The organism is Methylibium rhizosphaerae, assembly GCF_006386545.1.
Taxonomy (GTDB): Bacteria; Pseudomonadota; Gammaproteobacteria; order Burkholderiales; family Burkholderiaceae_C; genus Pseudorivibacter; species Pseudorivibacter rhizosphaerae.
Window position 1 is genome coordinate 148,168 of record NZ_SWAR01000002.1, and the last position, 18,938, is coordinate 167,105.

At 69.7% G+C, this 18,938-nt stretch carries 12 protein-coding genes; 5 read left to right on the forward strand and 7 right to left on the reverse strand.

The annotated features are described in order from the left end of the window. Positions 1-17 precede the first annotated feature (17 nt). Entirely contained in the window at positions 18-5,816 is a 5,799-nt protein-coding gene (gene uvrA, locus E8D38_RS01995) for an excinuclease ABC subunit UvrA (RefSeq protein ID WP_140626043.1), read from the reverse strand. Positions 5,817-6,098: 282 nt separating this feature from the next. Here uvrA and E8D38_RS02000 point away from each other — a divergent pair, with 282 nt between their 5' ends. From E8D38_RS02000 to E8D38_RS02020, 5 genes are all read left to right on the forward strand, one after another. Beyond that, positions 6,099-7,220 carry an ABC transporter substrate-binding protein gene (locus E8D38_RS02000; RefSeq protein WP_140626044.1) on the forward strand — a complete coding sequence of 374 codons (1,122 nt, stop codon included), beginning with the start codon at positions 6,099-6,101 and terminating at the stop codon, positions 7,218-7,220. Between the two features lie 52 nt (positions 7,221-7,272). Beyond that, positions 7,273-8,388 (forward strand): ABC transporter substrate-binding protein, encoded by a 1,116-nt coding sequence (locus tag E8D38_RS02005; protein WP_140626045.1) that lies wholly within the window; start codon positions 7,273-7,275, stop codon positions 8,386-8,388. A 66-nt stretch (positions 8,389-8,454) separates the two neighbouring features. Further along, entirely contained in the window at positions 8,455-10,929 is a 2,475-nt protein-coding gene (locus E8D38_RS02010; protein WP_140626046.1) for a PAS domain-containing protein, read from the forward strand. Between the two features lie 7 nt (positions 10,930-10,936). Further along, positions 10,937-11,404: a DM13 domain-containing protein gene (locus tag E8D38_RS02015; RefSeq protein WP_140626047.1), complete on the forward strand. Its 468-nt coding sequence runs from the start codon at positions 10,937-10,939 to the stop codon at positions 11,402-11,404. A 47-nt stretch (positions 11,405-11,451) separates the two neighbouring features. Then, on the forward strand, positions 11,452-12,003 hold the full coding sequence (locus tag E8D38_RS02020) for a hypothetical protein (protein ID WP_140626048.1): 552 nt from the start codon (positions 11,452-11,454) through the stop codon (positions 12,001-12,003). Between the two features lie 13 nt (positions 12,004-12,016). On the opposite strand, the gene E8D38_RS02025 is transcribed toward E8D38_RS02020, so the two are convergent. The 6 genes from E8D38_RS02025 to E8D38_RS02050 form a co-directional block, all read right to left on the reverse strand. Beyond that, positions 12,017-12,877: an alpha/beta fold hydrolase gene (locus E8D38_RS02025; protein ID WP_140626049.1), complete on the reverse strand. Its 861-nt coding sequence runs from the start codon at positions 12,875-12,877 to the stop codon at positions 12,017-12,019. Positions 12,878-13,006: 129 nt separating this feature from the next. Further along, positions 13,007-15,256 (reverse strand): 3-hydroxybutyrate oligomer hydrolase family protein, encoded by a 2,250-nt coding sequence (locus E8D38_RS02030; RefSeq protein WP_140626050.1) that lies wholly within the window; start codon positions 15,254-15,256, stop codon positions 13,007-13,009. Positions 15,257-15,291: 35 nt separating this feature from the next. Continuing rightward, on the reverse strand, positions 15,292-16,362 hold the full coding sequence (locus E8D38_RS02035) for a branched-chain amino acid ABC transporter permease (RefSeq protein ID WP_140626051.1): 1,071 nt from the start codon (positions 16,360-16,362) through the stop codon (positions 15,292-15,294). 14 nt (positions 16,363-16,376) lie between these two features. Continuing rightward, entirely contained in the window at positions 16,377-17,360 is a 984-nt protein-coding gene (locus tag E8D38_RS02040) for a branched-chain amino acid ABC transporter permease (protein ID WP_140626182.1), read from the reverse strand. Positions 17,361-17,432: 72 nt separating this feature from the next. After that, entirely contained in the window at positions 17,433-18,182 is a 750-nt protein-coding gene (locus tag E8D38_RS02045; RefSeq protein ID WP_140626052.1) for an ABC transporter ATP-binding protein, read from the reverse strand. Then, positions 18,179-18,937 carry an ABC transporter ATP-binding protein gene (locus tag E8D38_RS02050; RefSeq protein WP_140626053.1) on the reverse strand — a complete coding sequence of 253 codons (759 nt, stop codon included), beginning with the start codon at positions 18,935-18,937 and terminating at the stop codon, positions 18,179-18,181. The genes E8D38_RS02045 and E8D38_RS02050 overlap by 4 nt, the downstream gene beginning before the upstream one ends. Between the last annotated feature and the right edge of the window lies 1 nt (position 18,938).

Sequence of the window (18,938 nt, forward strand, 5' to 3'; positions counted from 1 at the left end):
GCCCGCGCGCAGCTGCATCACTTGGCCGCCACCGGCTCGCGCCGGTCGCGCGAGGACGCCTTGCCTTCGCCCCGGTCCAGCACCGGCTTCAGGGCCACGCCGGTGTGGCTGCCGGCCTTCACCACGGCCTCGGGCGTGCCGCCCACCACCACCTGGCCGCCGCCGGTGCCGCCTTCGGGGCCAAGGTCGATGACCCAGTCGGCCTCGGCGATCACGTCGAGGTCGTGCTCGATCACCACCACGCTGTGGCCGCCGTCCACCAGGCGGTGCAGCACCCGGATGAGCTTTTCGACATCGGCCATGTGCAGGCCCACCGTCGGCTCGTCGAGCACGTAGAGGGTGTGCGGCGGCTTCTGGCCGCGGCGCGTCACGTCGTCGCGCACCTTCGAGAGCTCGGTGACCAGCTTGATGCGCTGCGCCTCGCCGCCGGACAGCGTGGGCGACGGCTGGCCGAGGGTCAGGTAGCCCAGGCCCACGTCCTTCAGCAGCTGCAGCGGGTGCGCGATGGAGGGCATGGACGCGAAGAACTCCACCGCCTCGTCCACCTCCATCTGCAGCACGTCGCCGATGCTCTTGCCGCGCCAGGTGACGGCCAGCGTCTCCGGATTGAAGCGCGCGCCGTGGCACAGGTCGCACGGCACCTTCACGTCGGGCAGGAAGGCCATCTCGATGGTGCGCATGCCCTGGCCCTCGCAGCCGGGGCAGCGGCCTTCGCCGGTGTTGAAGCTGAAGCGGCCGGCGGCATAGCCGCGGGCCTTGGCCTCCAGCGTTTCGGCGAACAGCTTGCGGATGGTGTCCCAGAAGCCTATGTAGGTGGCCGGGCAGGAGCGCGGCGTCTTGCCGATGGGCGTCTGGTCCACCTCGAGCACCCGGTCCACGCCGTCGAAGCCGGACAGCCGCGTGCAGCCGCTCCAGGCCGGCGCGGTGCCGGCGGCCAGCGCATCGCGGCCGGCCTTGCTGCCTTTCAGCGAAACGGCCGCCTGCACATTGGCCAGCAGCACGTCGCGCGCGAGGGTCGACTTGCCCGAGCCCGACACGCCGGTCACCGCGACCAGCCGCTGCAGCGGCACCCGCACGTCGATGCCGCGCAGGTTGTGCAGAGACGCACCGTGCACCACCAGCCAGGACAGCCCCCTCTCCCCTGCGGGGAGAGGGTTGGGGTGAGGGGGCGACACCTTGCGGCGCGGCTGCAGCGGATGCGTCAGCGGCGCCTGCAGGAAGCGCCCGGTCAGCGAGTCCTCATGGGCGGCCAGCTCCGCGGCCGTGCCCTGGGCGATGACCCGCCCGCCGCGTTTGCCCGCACCGGGCCCGATGTCGATGATGTGGTCGGCGCGGCGGATGGTGTCCTCGTCGTGTTCCACCACCACCAGCGTGTTGCCCTGGTCACCGAGCTTGTGCAGCGCATCGAGCAGGATCTGGTTGTCGCGCGGGTGCAGGCCGATGGTGGGCTCGTCGAGCACGTAGCACACGCCCTGCAGGTTCGACCCCAGCTGCGCTGCCAGTCGGATGCGCTGCGCCTCGCCGCCGCTGAGCGTGGGCGCGGCCCGGTCGAGCGTGAGGTAGCCCAGGCCCACCTCCTCGAGGAAGGACAGCCGGTTGCGGATCTCCGAGATCACGTCGCGGGCGATGGTCGCCTCGCGGCCGTCGAGCTTCTGGCCTTCGATCCAGCGGCGCGCCTCGATCACCGAGCGCGCGGCCACCTGTGCGATGGAATCGCCGCGGAAGCGCACAGCCAGCGACGTGGGGTTGAGCCGCGCGCCATGGCAGGTGTCGCAGGGCGCGTCGACCACGTCCTCGACTTCCGGCTCCCCGAAGGTCTTCTCGCGGCCCTTGTTGTCGTCGTCCTGGACCGAGTCGTCGTAGGCCTTGCGCTGCTCGCGGGTGAGCGTGAGGCCCGTGCCCACGCAGTCGGGACACCAGCCGTGCTTGGAGTTGTACGAGAACATGCGCGGGTCCAGCTCCGGGAAGCTGGTGCCGCATTGCGGACAGGCCCGCTTGGTCGAGAACACCTTGACCCGGCCGATGCGCGAGGTGGGCGCGCCGGCGACCATGGCGCCCTTCAGGCCGTCCAGCGGACCCAGCAGGTGCATCACGCCCTTGCCGTGTTCCAGCGTCTGGGCGAGCAGCTGCCGCAGCTCGGCTTCGTTGTCGGCGCTCACCACGATGTCGCCCACCGGCAGCTCGATGGTGTGCTCCTTGAAGCGGTCGATACGGGGCCACTTGTCGGTGGGCAGGAACTCGCCGTCCACCCGCAGGTGCGAATAGCCGCGCTGCCTGGCCCACTTGGCGAGGTCGGTGTACACGCCCTTGCGGTTGACCACCAGCGGCGCAAGCAGGCCGACATGCTGGCCCTTGTATTCGCGCAGCAGCTGCGCGGCGATGGATTCGGGCGTCTGCGGCTGCACCGGCACGCTCGCGTCAGAGGTGCAGTGCGGGCAGTACTGCACGCCCAGCTTCACGTAGAGCAGCCGCAGGAAGTGGTAGACCTCGGTGGTGGTGGCCACGGTGCTCTTGCGGCCGCCACGCGACAGGCGCTGCTCGATGGCCACCGTGGGCGGAATCCCGTACACCGCATCCACCTCCGGCCGCCCGGCCGGCTGCACGATGCTGCGCGCATAGGCGTTGAGCGACTCGAGGTAGCGACGCTGCCCTTCGTTGAACAGGATGTCGAAGGCGAGCGTGGACTTGCCCGAGCCCGAGACGCCGGTCACCACGCTGAACTTGCCGCGCGGGATGTCCACGCTCATGCCCTTGAGGTTGTGCTCGCGGGCATTGACGATCTGGATCAGCTCGTCGGTCGCACGCTTCGCCTCGTCGCGGCGCGACTTCACGATCGACTGCAGCGGCCGGCCTTCCTCGACGGCCCGGCCCTCGTCGCCCAGCGCCAGGGCATAGTCGCGCAGCGCTTCGCCGGTGAAGGAGGTCGGGTGCGCCTTCAGGTCGTCGGGCGTGCCGGTGGCCACGACCAGCCCGCCCGCTTCGCCGCCTTCGGGGCCCAGGTCGATCAGCCAGTCGCTCGCGCGGATCACGTCGAGGTTGTGCTCGATCACGATGAGCGAGTGGCCGGCATCGAGGAGCTTGCGGAAGGCCCGCATCAGCTTGGCGATGTCGTCGAAGTGCAGGCCGGTGGTCGGCTCGTCGAACAGGAACAGCGTGCCCTTCTTCGCCACTGCCTGCTTCGTCGCCGTGGCGGTCTTGGCCGCCTCGGCCAGGAAGCCGGCAAGCTTCAGGCGCTGCGCCTCGCCTCCCGAAAGCGTGGGCACCGGCTGGCCGAGCTTCACGTATTCGAGGCCCACGTCGGCCAGCGGCTGCAGTGCGCGCACCACCTCACGGTCGTTGGCGAACAGGCGCACCGCGTCGGCCACCGTCAGCTCGAGCACGTCGTTCACGTCGAGCGGCTTGCCGGCACGCTCGACCTTCACGTCGAGGATCTCGGCGCGGTAGCGCTTGCCGTCGCAGTCGGGGCAGCGCAGATACACGTCGGAGAGGAACTGCATCTCCACATGTTCGAAGCCGGAGCCGCCGCAGGTCGGGCAGCGGCCGTCACCGGCATTGAAGCTGAACATGCCGGGGCCGTAGCCGCGCTGCTTCGCAAGCGGCGCCTCGGCGAAAATGGCCCGCAGGGTGTCGAAGGCACCCACGTAGCTGGCCGGGTTGGACCGCGCGGTCTTGCCGATGGGCGACTGGTCCACGAACACCGCATCGCTCAGCCAGTCGGCACCCAGCAGCTGGTCGTGCTCGCCCGGCGACTCGGTGGCCTTGCCGAAATGCCGCGCCAGCGCCGGGAACAGCACGTCCTGCATCAGGGTGCTCTTGCCGGAGCCCGACACGCCGGTCACGCACACCAGGCGCTGCAGCGGGAACTCGACGCTCACGTCCTTCAGGTTGTGCTCGCGCACTCCCTGCAGCAGGAGCTTGGGCGTGTTGCCGTCCACCGGGCGCTGGAAGCCCAGGCCGATGTGGCGGCGGGCCCCCAGATAAGCGCCGGTCAGCGTCTCGGCCGCCTTCAGGTCCTCCGGCGTGCCGTCGAACACGATGCGCCCGCCTTGCGTGCCGGGCCCGGGGCCCAGGTCGAGCACCCGGTCGGCGGCCAGCATGACCGCCGGATCGTGTTCCACCACCACCAGGGTGTTGCCGGCGTCGCGCAGCCGGTGCATCGCCTCGACGATGCGGTTCATGTCGCGCGGGTGCAGGCCGATGCTGGGCTCGTCGAGCACGAACAGCGTGTTGACCAGCGAGGTGCCGAGCGCCGTCGTGAGGTTGATGCGCTGCACCTCCCCGCCCGACAGCGTGCGGCTCTGCCGGTCGAGGGTGAGATAGCCGATGCCCACGTCGCACAGGTACTTGAGCCGGGTGCGGATCTCGCCGAGCAGCAGGCTCAGGGCATCGTCGAGCAGCTTGCCGGGCAGCACGAGTTCGTCGAAGAAGCGCCGCAGCCTGTCGATGGGCAGCAGCATCAGGTCGTGCAGGCACAGGCCCGGCAGGGCCTCCAGCTGCTCGCGGCCGAAGCCCGTGCCCACCGGCGAAAAGCGCCTGGCCGGCGGCAGCACCGCATCGGCGGCCTCCTTCGTGCCCAGGCGCCACAGCAGCGACTCGAGCTTCAGCCGCGCGCCGCCGCAGGCGCCGCAGGGCGTGTAGCTGCGGTACTTGGACAAGAGCACGCGGATGTGCATCTTGTAGGCCTTGCTCTCCAGGTATTCGAAGAAGCGCTTGATGCCGTACCACTGCTTGTTCCACTGGCCCTTCCAGTGCGGCGAGCCGTTGATGACCCAGTCGCGCTGTGCGTCGCTCAGCTGGCTCCAGGCCGTGTCGCGCGGGATGCCGGCCTCGCCCGAATACTTGAGCAGGTCGTCCTGGCACTCCTTCCAGGCCGGCGTCTGCAGCGGCTTGACGGCGCCGGCACGCAGCGTCTTGCGATGGTCCGGAATCACCAGCCCCCAGTCCACGCCGATCACGCGGCCGAAGCCGCGGCAGATCTCGCAGGCTCCGAAGGCCGAGTTGAACGAGAACATCGCCGGCGTGGGCCGCGAATAGCGGGCCTCGCTGTCGGGGCTGTGCAGGCCCGACGAGAAGCGCCACAGCTCGGGCTCGCCCTCTTCCTGCAGCGCATACACGTTCACCCGGCCGCTGCCGCGCTTGAGCGACACCTCCAGCGCCTCGATCACGCGGGCCTTCTCGGTGCCTTCGAGGCGGAAGCGATCGGCCACCACGTCGAGCAGCTTGCGTGGCCCGGCCGGCGTGGCGATCTCGCGCTCGGCCTGCACCCGCGTGTAGCCGCTGGCGGACAGCCATTGCTCCAGTTCTTCGGCCGTGGTGTTGGCCGGCAGCTCGACCGGGAAGGTCACCACCAGCCGCCGGCCGCCGGCAGCACGTGATTGCAGCTCGGCGTAGATGCTCTCGGGGTTGTCCTCCCGCACCGGCTTTCCCGTCTCCTTGTCGTACAGCTGGGCGGCGCGGGCGAACAGCAGCTTCAGGTGGTCGTTCAGCTCGGTCATCGTGCCCACCGTCGAGCGCGAGGTGCGCACCGGGTTGGTCTGGTCGATGGCGATGGCCGGCGGCACACCGTCCACATGGTCGACCGCGGGCCGGTCCATGCGGTCGAGGAACTGGCGCGCATAGGCCGAGAAGGTCTCGACATAACGGCGCTGGCCTTCGGCATACAGGGTGTCGAACACGAGGCTCGACTTGCCCGAGCCGCTCGGGCCGGTGACCACGGTGAGCTCGCCGGTGGCGATGTCGAGGTCGAGGTTCTTGAGGTTGTGCTGGCGCGCGCCGCGGATGCGGATCAGGCCACTGCGGGAAGAGCCGTTAGCCATGGGGGTGCCGGTAGGGCTGGGCGAGGGAGGGGCAGGCATTTTAGGAACCGAAGCCAACCATCCGCTGGCTACGGAAAAGCGTGGAGACAAAACACGGCCGCGACGCGTAAAAACGCCGCCGCCCGTATCACGCCGCGCAAGGCTGTCTCGCGTATTCGTGATGAAAGCCCGCGATTCGGAGCGGAAACAGAGTGTTTCGGTCTTCCATGATGTTTGGCAGCGACAAGATACAAACACTTTTCACCCGGCGGCGCTACCCTGCGCCGTTTCGAAGGAGGGTCCATGCTTCCCCATCGACATGCCCGCGCAGCAGTGGTGATCCCGCTGCTGATCGGGCTGGCAGGATCAGCCACCGCGCAGATCGTCATCGGCCAGACCTCGGGCTTTACCGGCTCGGTCGCAACCGGCGTGAAGGAAAACACCGACGGCGCCAGGCTCTATTTCGATGCGGTGAACGAACGCGGCGGCGTGAACGGCCAGCGGGTGGAACTGGTGTCGCTGGACGACAAGTTCGACCCCAAGCTGGCGGTCGAGAACGCCAGGAAGCTCGTCACCGAAAAGAAGGCCATCGCCCTGTTCCTGAACCGCGGCACGCCGCACTCCGAGGCGATCATGCCGCTGCTCAAGGAGTTCAAGGTGCCGCTGATCGCCCCGTCCACCGGCGCGATGTCCCTGCACAAGCCGGTGCACCCTTACGTCTTCAACGTGCGCGCCACCTACCAGCGTGAATCCGAGAAGGCGGTGCAGCACCTGACCACCATCGGCATCACCCGCATCGGCATCCTGCAGACCGACGACTCCTTCGGCGGCGATGCGGTGCAAGGTGCGTTGAAGGGGCTCGAGAAGGCAAAGCTGGAACCCCTGTTCCTCGAGAAGTTCGACCGGGCGAAGCCCGACCTCGCCAGGATGACCCAGGTGGTCCAGCAGCGCGAGCCGCAGGCGGTGATCTTCATCGGCTCGGCCAACACGGTGGCCGAGGGCACGAAGGCGCTGCGCACGGCCGGCTCGCGGGCGCAGGTGGTCACGCTGTCGAACAATGCGTCCGGCGGTTTCGTGAAGCTGCTGGGCGAACACGGCCGCGGCACCATCGTCACGCAGGTCTTCCCCTACGAGCGGTCGCTGGCGGCGCCCATCGTGAAGGAGGCCGCCGACCTGGCCAAGGACAAGGGGCTCGACGAAGTCACGCCGGCCATGCTGGAAGGCTTTGCCGCGGCCAAGGTGGTGGTCGAAGGCCTGCGCCGCGCCGGCGCCAACCCGACGCCGGGCAAGCTGGTGCAGGCGCTCGAAACCTTCCGCCGCGTCGACATCGGCGGACTGGAAGTCAGCTTCAGCCCGAACGATCATTCAGGCCTGGACTACGCCGACCTGTCGATCATCGGGCCCGAAGGCAAGTTCAGGCGCTAGGGCCTGCGACGCCCGGCAGGGCCGAGGCATCACAACAAGCGAGGAGTACGGAATGAACGCAAGACAAGTGCTTTGGAGCGTGTCGGCAGCGGCCGCCCTGGCCAGCTTCGGCGCCTCGGCGCAGATCGTGGTCGGCCAGACGGCCGGCTTCTCCGGCGTGGTGGCCGCGGGCGTGAAGGAAACGACCGACGGCGCCAGGCTCTACCTCGACTCCGTCAACGAGCAGGGCGGCGTCAACGGCCAGAAGATCGAGCTGGTGTCGCTCGACGACAAGTTCGAGCCCAAGCTGGCCGCCGAGAACGCCAGGAAGCTGATCACCGAGCACAAGGTCATCACCCTCTTCCTGACCCGCGGCACGCCGCACACGCAGGCCATCGTGCCGCTGCTGGCCGAATACAAGGTCCCGCTGGTGGCGCCCTCCACCGGCGCCATGGTGCTGCACCAGCCGGTGAACCCGATGATCTTCAACGTGCGGGCCACCTACCAGCGCGAGGCCGAACGCGCCATCCGCCACCTGAGCCTGATCGGCCTGGAGCGCATCGCCATCCTGCAGGTGGACGACACCTTCGGTGCCGATGCGGTGCAGGGCGCGCAGAAGGGCTTCGAGGCGGTGGGCAAGCAGCCGCTTCTCCTCGAGAAGTTCGACCGGGCCAAGCCCGACTACAGCGTGGCCGCGCCCAAGATCGCCAAGGCCGATGCGCAGGCAGTGCTGTTCATCGGCTCCGGCGCCGCGGTCGCCGACGGCGCCAAGGCGCTGCGCGACGCCGGCTCGCGGGCCCAGATCGTCACGCTGTCGAACAACGCCTCGGGCGGCTTCATCAAGCAGCTGGGCGACAACGCCCGCGGCACCATCGTCACGCAGGTGTTCCCCTACGAGCGCTCGCTGTCGGCACCCATCGTGAAGGAAGCGGTGGACCTGATGCGCGCCAAGGGCGGCGCCGAGGTGTCGCCGGCCATGATGGAAGGCTTTGCTGCCGCCAAGGTGCTGGTCGAGGGGCTGCGCCGCGCCGGCGCCAACCCCACCCGCGAGAAGTTGGTCACGGCACTCAACGGAATCCGCAAGCTGGACATCGGCGGGATGGAAGTAAGCTTCAGCCCCGGCGATCACACCGGCCTGGACTACGCAGACCTTTCCATCATCGGACAGGACGGCAAGTTCCGACGCTAGGCTAGGCCTAGGGCCGCGGAGGTCGCCACCGGGCCGCGTCGCGGCCCGCAGGCTCCACTTCCCGGCATGAACCGATCATCCATCGCCAACAAGACGCAGCCGCTGTCCCTGGCCGGCGGCAGCGGTGGCCACGACAGCGATCACGACGACGCCCAGGCGCGGGCGCGGTACGAGCGTGCGCTGGCCGGTTCGCACGACGGCTTCTGGGAACGCGACCTGCGCACCGGCGTGAGCTGGTATTCGCCCAGCTTCCGGGCGCTGTTCGGCTTCGCGCCGCACGAGCTGCCCAACGACGAGCATGTGCGCGACAGCGTCAACTCGCGCATCCACCCCGACGACGTCGGCTCCTTCCTGGCCGCCAACCAGCATGCCATCGACACCCTCGGCAGCTTCAGCTACGAGGTGCGCTTTCGCGACCGGCACGACCGCTGGCGCTGGGTGCGCGGCAGCGGCAAGGTGTGGGCCGGCCCCGACGGCCGCGCCGCCGTGATCGCCGGCAACACGGCCGACGTGCACGAGGAAAAGATCGCGCAGCAGGCGCTGGCCGTGCTGTCGCGCCGCTTCGAGCGAGCCGTGCTGGCGGCCGACGAAGCCGTGTTCGAACGCACCGTGGGCTCCGACGAGCTGTACGTGTCGGACCGTTTCGCCGAGCTGCTGGGCCGGCTGCCCAGCCAGATGCCGCGCCAGCGCAGCCGGGTGCTCGAGTGGATCCACCCCGAGGACCGCCCGCGCTTCGATGCCGACAACGAAGCCGGCCTCGCGCGGCTGGGCCGCTGGACCATGAACTACCGGCTGCTGTGCAGCGACGGCGACTACCGCTGGTTCCGCGAGCATGCGGTGGCCGAGCGCGACGCAGCCGGGCAGGTGCGGGTGACCGGCGTGATCGCCGACATCCACGAGCAGGTGCTGGCGCATGAGCAGCTGGAGCACCACCAGGACCGGCTCGAGGGCCTGGTGCAGGAACGCACCGCGCGGCTGGAGGCGGCGCTCGCGCTGGCCGAGCAGCAGCGTGCCGAGGCCGACCGCGCCAACCAGGCCAAGTCGCTCTTCCTGGCCCACATGAGCCATGAGATCCGCACGCCGCTCAACGGCGTGCTGGGCCTTACCGAACTCGCGCTGAGCTCCTGCCACGACGACGTGCAGCGCCGCTACCTGCAGCTGGCGTTGCAGTCCGGGCGCTCGCTGCTGCACGTGATCAACGACGTGCTCGACTTTTCCCGCATCGAGGCCGGCAAGCTGGCGCTGCGGGAGCAGCCCTTCGACCTGGCCGACACGGTGGCCGAGGCGATGCGGGGCGTCACCTCCCTGCGCGCCAGCGACGTGCGCTTCATGTACGACTACATCGGCGAGCACACCGCCATGCTCGGCGACGAGACGCGCGTGCGGCAGGTGCTCACCAACCTGCTGGGCAATGCAGTCAAGTTCACGCAGGCCGGGCACGTCACGGTGTCCACGCTGCTGCGCGAGGAGGGCCCGGGCCTCGCGCGTGCCGAGATCGAGGTCAGCGACACCGGCATCGGCATGGACACGGCCACGCTGGGCCGCGTGTTCGACCCCTTCGTGCAGGGTGACGACAGCGTGTCGCGCCGGCACGGCGGCACCGGGCTGGGCCTGTCCATCGCACAGGGCCTGGCGCAGTCGATGGGTGGCTCGATCGAGGCGCGCAGCCAGCCGGGGGCCGGCTCCTGCTTCACCCTGTCGCTGCCGCTGCGGCTCGATCCGGCCGGCGTGCCGTTGCCGCGGCCGGCGCCCGGCGGCCATGCCTGGCTCGTCTATCCGGTCGAGGCCCAGGCCCGCTGGACGCAACGCCGCTTCGTGCGCCTGGGCTGGACCACCCGCACCATGACCAGCCTCGACGAGGCGCTGAACAGCTCCTGCCGCGAGCCGCTGCCCGACCTGGTGATGCTGCCCGGCCACCTGTCGCGCGACACCGAAGGCCTGGCCCGCCTGCGCGCTGCGCTGCCCGAGGTGCAGATCGTCATCGCGATGCGCGCCGACTGGCACCTCAAGACCCTGGAGCAGCTGGCCGGCTCGCTGGCCATCGACATCGCGCTGGCGCCGCTCACGCCGCACGACCTGTTGCGCATCACTGCGCCCAGGGCGGCCGCCCCGGTGCCGGCCGCTGCCGCCGCGGCACCCGAAGCCGGCGCGCCGGCCTGGACGGGCCGCACCGTGCTGCTGGTGGAAGACAACCCGGTGAACCGCCTCATCGGCGAGGAAATGCTCGCGAGCCTCGGCCTGACCGCCGAATCGGTCGACAGCGGCGCGCAGGCGCTGGCCCGCTGCCGCGCGCGCGCCCCCGACCTGATGCTGCTGGACGTGCAGATGCCCGAGATGGACGGCTACGAGACCTGCCGGCGCCTGCGGGCCTGGCAGGTCAGGGGCGAAGTGCGCCGCTTCCCCATCGTGGCGCTCACCGCCCATGCGATGCAGGCCGATCGCGACGCGGCGCGCCGCGCCGGCATGGACGGCTTCCTCACCAAGCCCATCGACCTCGCCACGCTGAGGGCCGAGCTGGAGCGGTGGCTGCAGCACCGATGAGGCCGCGATGAACAAGCTGCTGCTGGCCATCACCCACCTCGCCGCCGTCGGGCTCGGCTTCGCCGCCGGCATCTACCTGCTGCCCATCCTGTCGGCACCCGCAGCGCCTTCGGCCGCCGAACTGGCCCGCGAGTCGAGCGGCGCGCTCTACCAGGGCGAGTTCCGCCGCGACCTGAAGGACAGCGATGCGCTGCACTGGGGCGAAGGCAGGCTGTCGGTGGGCCGCACCAGCATCACCTTCGCCGGCCGGCTCGCACCGGGGCCGGCCTACCGGCTGTACCTGTCGCCCGAGTTCGTCGAGACCGAGGCCGACTTCCTGCGGCTCAAGCCGCGCATGGTGCAGGTGGGCGCCATCGACACCTTCGAGAACTTCATCGTCAGCGTGCCACCCTCGGTGGACGTGGCGCAGTACACCGCCGCCATCGTTTGGTGCGAAGCCTTTTCGCAGTTCATCACAGCGGCGAGGTATCGATGAACGGAAGATCCGTGCCTTTGCGTCATCCAGAAAAAGGAGTTCGTCCAATGCAGCGCCCCGCCCTCGCCTGGCTGGTGCTGGCCGCCGCCTGGTCCTGTGCCGCGTTTGCCCCGGCCGCCGCTCAGTCGCAAGCCACCCCACGCGCAGGCAAGCCGCTGCCTCGGCTGCTGTCGCGGGCCGAGCTGCGCGTCTGCCTGGGCCGCGAGCAGGAACTCAAGCGCCAGCAGGATGCGCTGCAGGCCGCCCACGATGCCCACAACGCCGAGATCGGCTTGCTCTCCGAAGAGGCCCGGCGGCTCGCCGACGAACTCAAGTTGCTGGACCTGGCCAGCGAGCATCAGGTGGACGACTACAACCGGCGCAACGAGGTGCGCAACAAGCAGGTCGAAAAGGCCAACGCCCGTGCCGACGCGCTGCGGCAGACCTCGATCGCCCTGCGCGGCGAGGAAGCCGACTACATGAAGGCTTGCGTCGCGCGACCCTACCTGCTCGATGACCGCGATGCGGTGCTGAAGGAACTGGGCCGCAACAACCGCAAGCGGGAACAGCATCCCGAGCCGGCCAGGACCGACGGCGCGGGCCGCACCGTGGGCGTCTGAGCACGAGCGCTGCTCATGGCTCCAGCACTCCCGTCGCGAAGAACTGCTCCACCAGCACCAGCTGCTCCGGCGTGTTCAGCGCCGGCGCGTGGCCACAGCCGGCGATGGTGACCACCGTCGCGCACGGCCCCCTGGTACGCATGCGCTCGGCCGTTTCGGCCAGCAGCAGGTCGCTGCTTTCGCCGCGCAGGCACAGCACCGGCAGGTCCAGGCTGTCGTAGGCCGGCCACTGGTCGTAGTCGCCGGGGTGGTGCACGAATTGCATCACCATGTTCGGGTCGTAATGCGGCGTCACGCGGCCGTCGGGCAGGCGGCGGGTCGAGGTTTCGGTGAGTCGCTGCCATTGCGCATCGCTCAGCCAGCCGTAGGGCTGGTACACCGTGCGGAAGTACTGCTCGAGCTCGCTCACCCGGTCGAAGGCCGCCGGGCGGCCGGCATAGCTGCGGATGCGTTCGACGGCAGGCGCGGCGAGCTCAGGCCCGATGTCGTTGAGCACCAGGCTGCGCATGCGCCCGCGCAGGTTGCCGGCCGCGCAGGCCAGGCCGATGGCGCCGCCCATCGACGTGCCCAGCCAGTGGAATCGGTCGATGCGCAGCTGGTCCACCAGCGACAGCGCGAGCCGGCTGTAGAACGCGATGCAGTACTCGTTGCGCGGATCGGGGCTCCATTGCGACAGGCCGCGGCCGATGGTGTCGGGACAGATGACGCGGTAGCCGAGCGCCGCCAGATGCTCGGCCGCCTCGTCCATGTCGCGCCCGGTGCGGGCGAGGCCGTGCCACGCCATCACCACCTCGTCCCGGTTGTCGCGCGAGCCCCATTCGGTGTAGTGGATCTCGCGGCCCTCGCAGACGAGGTAGTTGGAGGTGAAGCTCATGGGACCCTTCTTTCTCCTGCCGTTTCTGTGGTCCACGGCGAAGTGACACCCTCGACGTCTGAAACGGAATCACCGGCCTTCACCGCGCAGGCGCGGAGATTCGCGCGGTGAATGAGTTGGGGTTTCACTTCAGTCCGGGACCGCGATCACGCCGCCGGCCGAGACGCTGATGCGGTCGGCCGCGGCTGGCTGCAGGCTCCAGGCCGGCACGTTGGCCGCCGTGATGGCCGGTGCCGCGCCGGGCGTGCCGCCGCGCGGCACGGTGCGCACCACCTGGCTGGGCGGCAGCTTCGCGCCGTGGCGCAGGTGGGCATACATCGCGTCGAGTGCACGGTTGAGGTACACGTGCAGCGGCACGTAGCGCGTGTCGTAGCCCGGCAGCACCGCGGGCAGGCCGATGAAGCCGTCGAAGTGCTGGGCGTTGGTGACCTCGATGTACGACAGCCGGCTGCGCCAGCCCTCGACCTTCCTGTTGAGCGCGGTGTAGGGCCGCGAGGTGTGCGACACCGGCAGCAGCGCGTCGGCCCGGCCATGCACGATGAGCGCGGGCTTGCCGTTCAGGTCGCCCTTGCGGCGGGTTTCGTCGAGGCCGGCCTGCAGCGCGAGGGCCTGTGCACCCGTGCCGGTGAGCAGACCGCGCAGGCACAAGGCGCCGTCGAGGTTGAAGTCCTGCACGCCGGTGGACGCCGAGAACGAGAACAGGTCGCGCAGCGCGAAGCCGGGATTGGCGTTGTTGATGAGCTGCACGCCGGCCGACGGCGGCACGCCGTTGCCGGTGGCGGCCATGGGCGCGAGCTGGGCAGCGGTGACGGGCGTGACCAGCCCCTGCGGCGTGGTGGCCGCGAAGCTGTAGCCGCACAGGTGGTCGGCCACGCTCGCACGCGCCAGCGCGTTGGCGAAGGTCACGCTCACCGCAGGTGCCACCTCGAAGGCAGCGAGCGACGGGTGCAGCACCGCGGACTCCGGCTCCCAGCCGTAGTCGGCCAGCCTGGCCAGCGCATCGTCGGCCTGCGCGGCCAGCGTGTCGCCGGTGAGCAGCCCCTTCGCCTTGAGCGAGGCGCAACGGTTGGCGGCAAACGCGGCCACGACGAAGGCCGATCCGGGTGCGCCGGCCACCTGCGCCGACAAGGCAGCGCAGCTCTGGTAGAGGTTGGCATGGGTAGTGAAGTCGTACAGCGTCTTCGCGCTCACCGGCCGCTCCACCCCGCCGCGGCGCACGCTCACGCCGGGGTTGGCAGGCAGCTCCACCGCGGGCTCCGACACCGCCACGCCGTCGATGAGGTGCAGCCGGTCCTGTTCGGCGGCCGCGATGGCGGCGCCGCCGCCGTTGGAGATGCTCGAGGCGATGACCAGCGTGTTGGCCGGGTGCACGGTGCGCAGCACGAGGCCGGTGTGGCCCAGCGGCAGGCCGTGGCGCTCGTTGAGCACCCAGAACGCGAACTCCACCGCCTGCAGCGTGTAGCGGCCCCAGTCCTTTTCAGGGTTGCGCTGCGAATGCGCATGCTTGAAGGCCAGGCGGTTGGGCGTGGCCGCGTTCACCGCCGCCAGCTGCGCGGCATCGAGCGGCGCGCGGAACTGCGCCGCGTTGCCGGCCGCGGCCGCGCTGGTGCGCACTCCATCGATGAGCGGCACGGTGTCGCTGGCCAGGTCGTGCGGGGCGCTGCCGGTGCCCTTGTCGGTGTAGGCCACCGCGCAGCCGCGCTTCAAGCCCCATTCGCCGGTGCTGATGGCGCCATACACGCCGCGCGATCCGGAGGAGGTGGCTGTGATGATGCAGGGGCGCTTCGGGTCGAAGTGCGCCGGCACCTGCACCATCAGCACCACGTTCTCGCGACCCGATCCATCGTCGGTGAAGGCCAGCACTTCGGTACCGGCGATCCGGCCTTCGCCGGCCGTGGCCACGCCCTCGGCATCGACGTTGGGCCCGTAGAGCGAGCCGTAGCCGCCGGCGGCCGTCATGTCGAGGATGGCGCGGTGACTGCTGTAGATGGCCGCGCGGCGCAGCTCGGCCGCGGTGGGCGCGACCGCGTCGGCGAAGGGCGGCAAGGCGCCGGCCAGGCCGGTCTTGCCGAGGCCGGCAGTGAGCAGGTCGTCGCTCGTGCCGTCGTATTCGGTGCGGCGAACCTCTGCGCTCACGAAGGCGGGCTTGCGGTTGAAGAGGCCGGCCGGGCCGAACCAGTCGGGCCGCGCGGCGGCCAGCCGGTCGTTGCCGGCGGCCGCCTGCGCGGCCTTCAACGTGGCCTCGGGCACGCCGGCCTTCTGCGAAAGCGAAAGGGCTGCGCTGTCGTCGGCCCTTTCGCTGCCGCCGCCGCCACAAGCAGCCAGCAGCGCGCTGGCTGCCAGACCCAGGGCGCACCCCTGCGTTCGAATACCGTGCATCGTTGCCTCCTCGTTGGTTCGTTCGGGTAAGAAGCTCAGCGACCGACGCCGCGCAGCGCGCGCAGGCGGCCCACCACGCCGGTGGGGAAGTAGTAGACGGACAGCACGAACAGCACGCCCAGCCAGAGCAGCCAGCGGTCGGCCGACAGCAGCGCGCCGGCCACCGGCACGCCTTCGAAGGAGGCGCCCGCGAGCTTGAGCAGGTCCTGCAGGTAGCTCTGGGCCAGCACGAACAGCACGCTGCCCACCACCGCGCCATAGATGGTGCCCATGCCGCCGATCACGACGATGAGCAGGATGTCCAGCATGATCTCGAAGGACAGCGAGGTGTCCGGCCCGTTGTAGCGCAGCCAGATCGCCAGCAGCACGCCGCCGAGCGTGGCGAACAGGGCCGACAGCACGTTGCTCAGGGTGCGGTACACCACGGTGCGGTAGCCGATCGCTTCTGCGCGGAAGTCGTTCTCGCGAATGGCCTGCAGCACCCGGCCGAATGGCGAGTTGACGATGCGCAGCATCAGCAGCACCAGTGCCACGGCGACCACGAACAGCAGGTAGTAGCTGATGAGGCGCCCGTCGATCAGCACGCCGAACACCGGGTTCTCGAAGGGCTCGAAGCTCGGGCTCAGCACGGCCGGCAGCTTGAAGGTGAGGCCGTCCTCGCCGCCGGTGAACTCGCTCAGCTGCGAGGCCAGCGTCTGGAAGGCCGAGGCCACGGCGAGCGTGATCATGGCGTAGAAGATCGCCTTCACCCGCAGCGAGAACAGGCCGATCACCAGCGAGAGCACGAGCGACAGCAACAGCGCACCCAGCGTGCCGGCGGCAATGGCGCCCCAGCCCGCACCGAGCCGCGTGGAGGCGATGGCCACGCCGTAGGCGCCGATGCCGAAGAACATGGTGTGGGCGAAGCTCACGATGCCGGTGTAGCCCAGCAGCAGGTCGTAGCTGGCCACCAGCACGATGAAGGTGAGGATCTTGGCCGCGACGTTGAGCGACTTGCTGCCCGGGAAGACGAAGGGCGAAAGCAGCAGCGCGGCGACGATGAACACGAGCAGGACCGCAAGCAGGCGGCTCCTGGGCAGGTCGTGGGAGAGGAGGCGGTTCAGCATGGTCGTCGGCCCGCTCAGCGATTGGTCACGGGATACAGCCCCTGAGGCCGCCACAGCAGGATGGCGACCATGAGCCCGATGTTGGAGAACAGCGCCACCTTGGGCGCGAGGAAGCCGGTGTAGTTGGCCATCAGGCCCACCAGCAGCGCGCCGACGAAACAGCCGAGGGTGGAGCCCAACCCGCCGATGATGATGACGATGAACAGCAGCACGTTCACCTGCGCACCCATCTGCGGCACGACCATCTGCTGGTACAGGCCCCACAGCACGCCGCCCAGGCCGGCCAGCGCCGAGCCCGCCACGAACACACCCACGAACAGCTGGCGGATGCGGTAGCCGAGGCTTTCGACCATCTCGCGGTCCTGCACGCCGGCGCGGATGAGCAGGCCGATCTTGGTGCGGTTGAGCGTCCACAGCAGCGCGATGAGCACCGCCGCGCCGATCACCACCGCGATGAGGCGGTACTTCTCGATGGAGGCGTCGCCCAGCAGCACCGACCCGCGCAGCGCCTGCGGCAGCGGCAGCGGGATCTGCTGCGGCCCCCAGATCACCTTGATGAGCTCCTCGCCGATGATCATGCCGCCCATGGTGATGAGGATCTGCTTCAGGTGCTGGCCGTACACCGGCCGCACCATCAGCCGCTCGAACACCCAGCCGACGGCACCGGCCACCGCCATGGCGACCAGCATCACCGGCAGCAGCGCGGCGAGGTTGAGCCACAGCGACTCGGCTGCGGCCCACGGGCCCAGGAAGGCGAACACGCTGGTGGCGACGAAGGCGCCGAGGGCGATGAACACCCCATGGCCGAAGTTCAGCACGTCCATCAGGCCGAACACGAGCGTGAGGCCGGAGGCGATGATGAAGACGATCATGCCCATGGCCAGGCCGGCGATGGTGAGCGTGAGCCAGGTGGGCACCGAGCCGATGGCCGGCAGCGCCAGCAGCGCGAGCGCCGCCAGCAGCAGCAGCGGCCGGTAGTCGAAGCGGGCCTTGGGCACCGGCGCCGCGGCGGTGCCGCCGCCGGCGGAATCGGTGGGGGTGGTTGCAGCCACGGTGTTCAAGCCGCCTCCTTATTGATGGGCCGCGAGCGACAGCCCCAGCAGCTTGTGCTGCAGGGCTTCGTCCTGCGCCAGTTCGCGCATCGGTCCGCGGTGCACGACGCGGCCGTCGTCCATGACGGCCACGCTGTCGCCCAGCGCGCGCGCCATGGCGAAGTTCTGCTCGACCAGCAGGATGGTGGTCTGCTTGCTCTTGAGCTCGCGGAAGGCGGCGATGAGGTTCTGGATGATCGCGGGCGCGAGGCCCTTGCTCGGCTCGTCGATCAGCAGCAGCTTGCGCGGCTCGACGATGGCGCGCGCCACCGCGAGCATCTGCTTCTGCCCGCCCGAGAGCTTGCCCGCCGGATGGAGCCAGAACTTCTTCAGCGCCGGGAACAGGCTGAAGATCCATTCGAGCCGCCGGGTGTCCATGTCGTCCACCGAGCGCGCGCCGCGCGCGGCCAGCAGCAGGTTTTCCTTGACCGACAGGTCGCTGAAGATGCCCATGCTCTCGGGCACGTAGGCGATGCCGCGCTGCGCGATCTCGGGCGTGACGGCCCGCGCGCCTTCGCCGCCGATGGGCTGGTCGTCGAAGACGATGCTGCCCTGCCTCACCTTCCACAGGCCCATGATCGTGCGCAGCGTGGTGGTCTTGCCGGCGCCGTTGCGGCCCAGCAGCATGGTGACTTGGCCGCGCGGCACCTCGAAGTCGACGCCGTGGAGGATGTGGTACGCGCCGATGTGGGTGTGCACGCCCTGCAGCGTGAGGATCGCGGCGCTCATGCTGCCGCCTCTTCTTCGATCACGCCCATGTAGGCCTGTTGCACCACGGGCAGGGCCATCACGTCGGCCGGCAGGCCGTCGGCCAGCAGTTGCCCGTTGTGCAGCACGATGATGCGGTCGGCCAGCTCGCGCACCACGTCCATCTTGTGCTCGACCAGCAGGATGGTCTTCTCCTTGCGTTGCTTGAGTGCGCGGATGAGGTCCAGGATCACCGGCACCTCGTCCACGCTCATGCCGGCGGTGGGTTCGTCGAACATGTAGACCAGCGGGTCGAGCGCCATCATCAGCGCCACCTCGAGCTTGCGCTGGTCGCCGTGCGGCAGGCTCGACGCGGGTGCGTCGGCCTTGTCGGCCAGGCGAACCGCCTCGAGCACGGCGCGCGCCTCCTCGATCAGCAGCTTGTGGTCGAGCCACACGCTGAGCAGCTTGAGCACACCGCCGTGGCGCGACTGCACCGCCAGGCGCACGTTCTCGAGCACCGACAGGTTGGGGAACAGCTGGGTGAGCTGGAAGGCCCGGCCCAGGCCGCGGCGCGTGCGCAGCGGCGCCGGCAGGCCGGTGATGTCTTCGCCGCCCAGCAGCACACGGCCTTCGCTGGCCGGCAGCTGGCCCGAGACGAGGTTGAAATAGGTCGTCTTGCCTGCACCGTTGGGGCCGACGATGGCGGTGAGCGTGCCCGGGTGGAAGGCACAGCTCACGTGGTCCACCGCCACGTGGCCGCCGAAGCGGACGGTGAGGTCTCGTGTCTCGAGCATG

Bases quoted from the DNA above. Each gene is read 5' to 3' on its own strand.
- E8D38_RS02035 (WP_140626051.1), bottom strand. From the start codon at position 16,362: ATGCTGAACCGCCTCCTCTCCCACGACCTGCCCAGGAGCCGCCTGCTT.
- uvrA (WP_140626043.1), bottom strand. From the start codon at position 5,816: ATGGCTAACGGCTCTTCCCGCAGTGGCCTGATCCGCATCCGCGGCGCG.
- E8D38_RS02030 (WP_140626050.1), bottom strand. From the start codon at position 15,256: ATGCACGGTATTCGAACGCAGGGGTGCGCCCTGGGTCTGGCAGCCAGC.
- E8D38_RS02015 (WP_140626047.1), top strand. From the start codon at position 10,937: ATGAACAAGCTGCTGCTGGCCATCACCCACCTCGCCGCCGTCGGGCTC.
- E8D38_RS02010 (WP_140626046.1), top strand. From the start codon at position 8,455: ATGAACCGATCATCCATCGCCAACAAGACGCAGCCGCTGTCCCTGGCC.
- E8D38_RS02025 (WP_140626049.1), bottom strand. From the start codon at position 12,877: ATGAGCTTCACCTCCAACTACCTCGTCTGCGAGGGCCGCGAGATCCAC.
- E8D38_RS02045 (WP_140626052.1), bottom strand. From the start codon at position 18,182: ATGAGCGCCGCGATCCTCACGCTGCAGGGCGTGCACACCCACATCGGC.
- E8D38_RS02000 (WP_140626044.1), top strand. From the start codon at position 6,099: ATGCTTCCCCATCGACATGCCCGCGCAGCAGTGGTGATCCCGCTGCTG.
- E8D38_RS02050 (WP_140626053.1), bottom strand. From the start codon at position 18,937: ATGCTCGAGACACGAGACCTCACCGTCCGCTTCGGCGGCCACGTGGCG.
- E8D38_RS02020 (WP_140626048.1), top strand. From the start codon at position 11,452: ATGCAGCGCCCCGCCCTCGCCTGGCTGGTGCTGGCCGCCGCCTGGTCC.
- E8D38_RS02005 (WP_140626045.1), top strand. From the start codon at position 7,273: ATGAACGCAAGACAAGTGCTTTGGAGCGTGTCGGCAGCGGCCGCCCTG.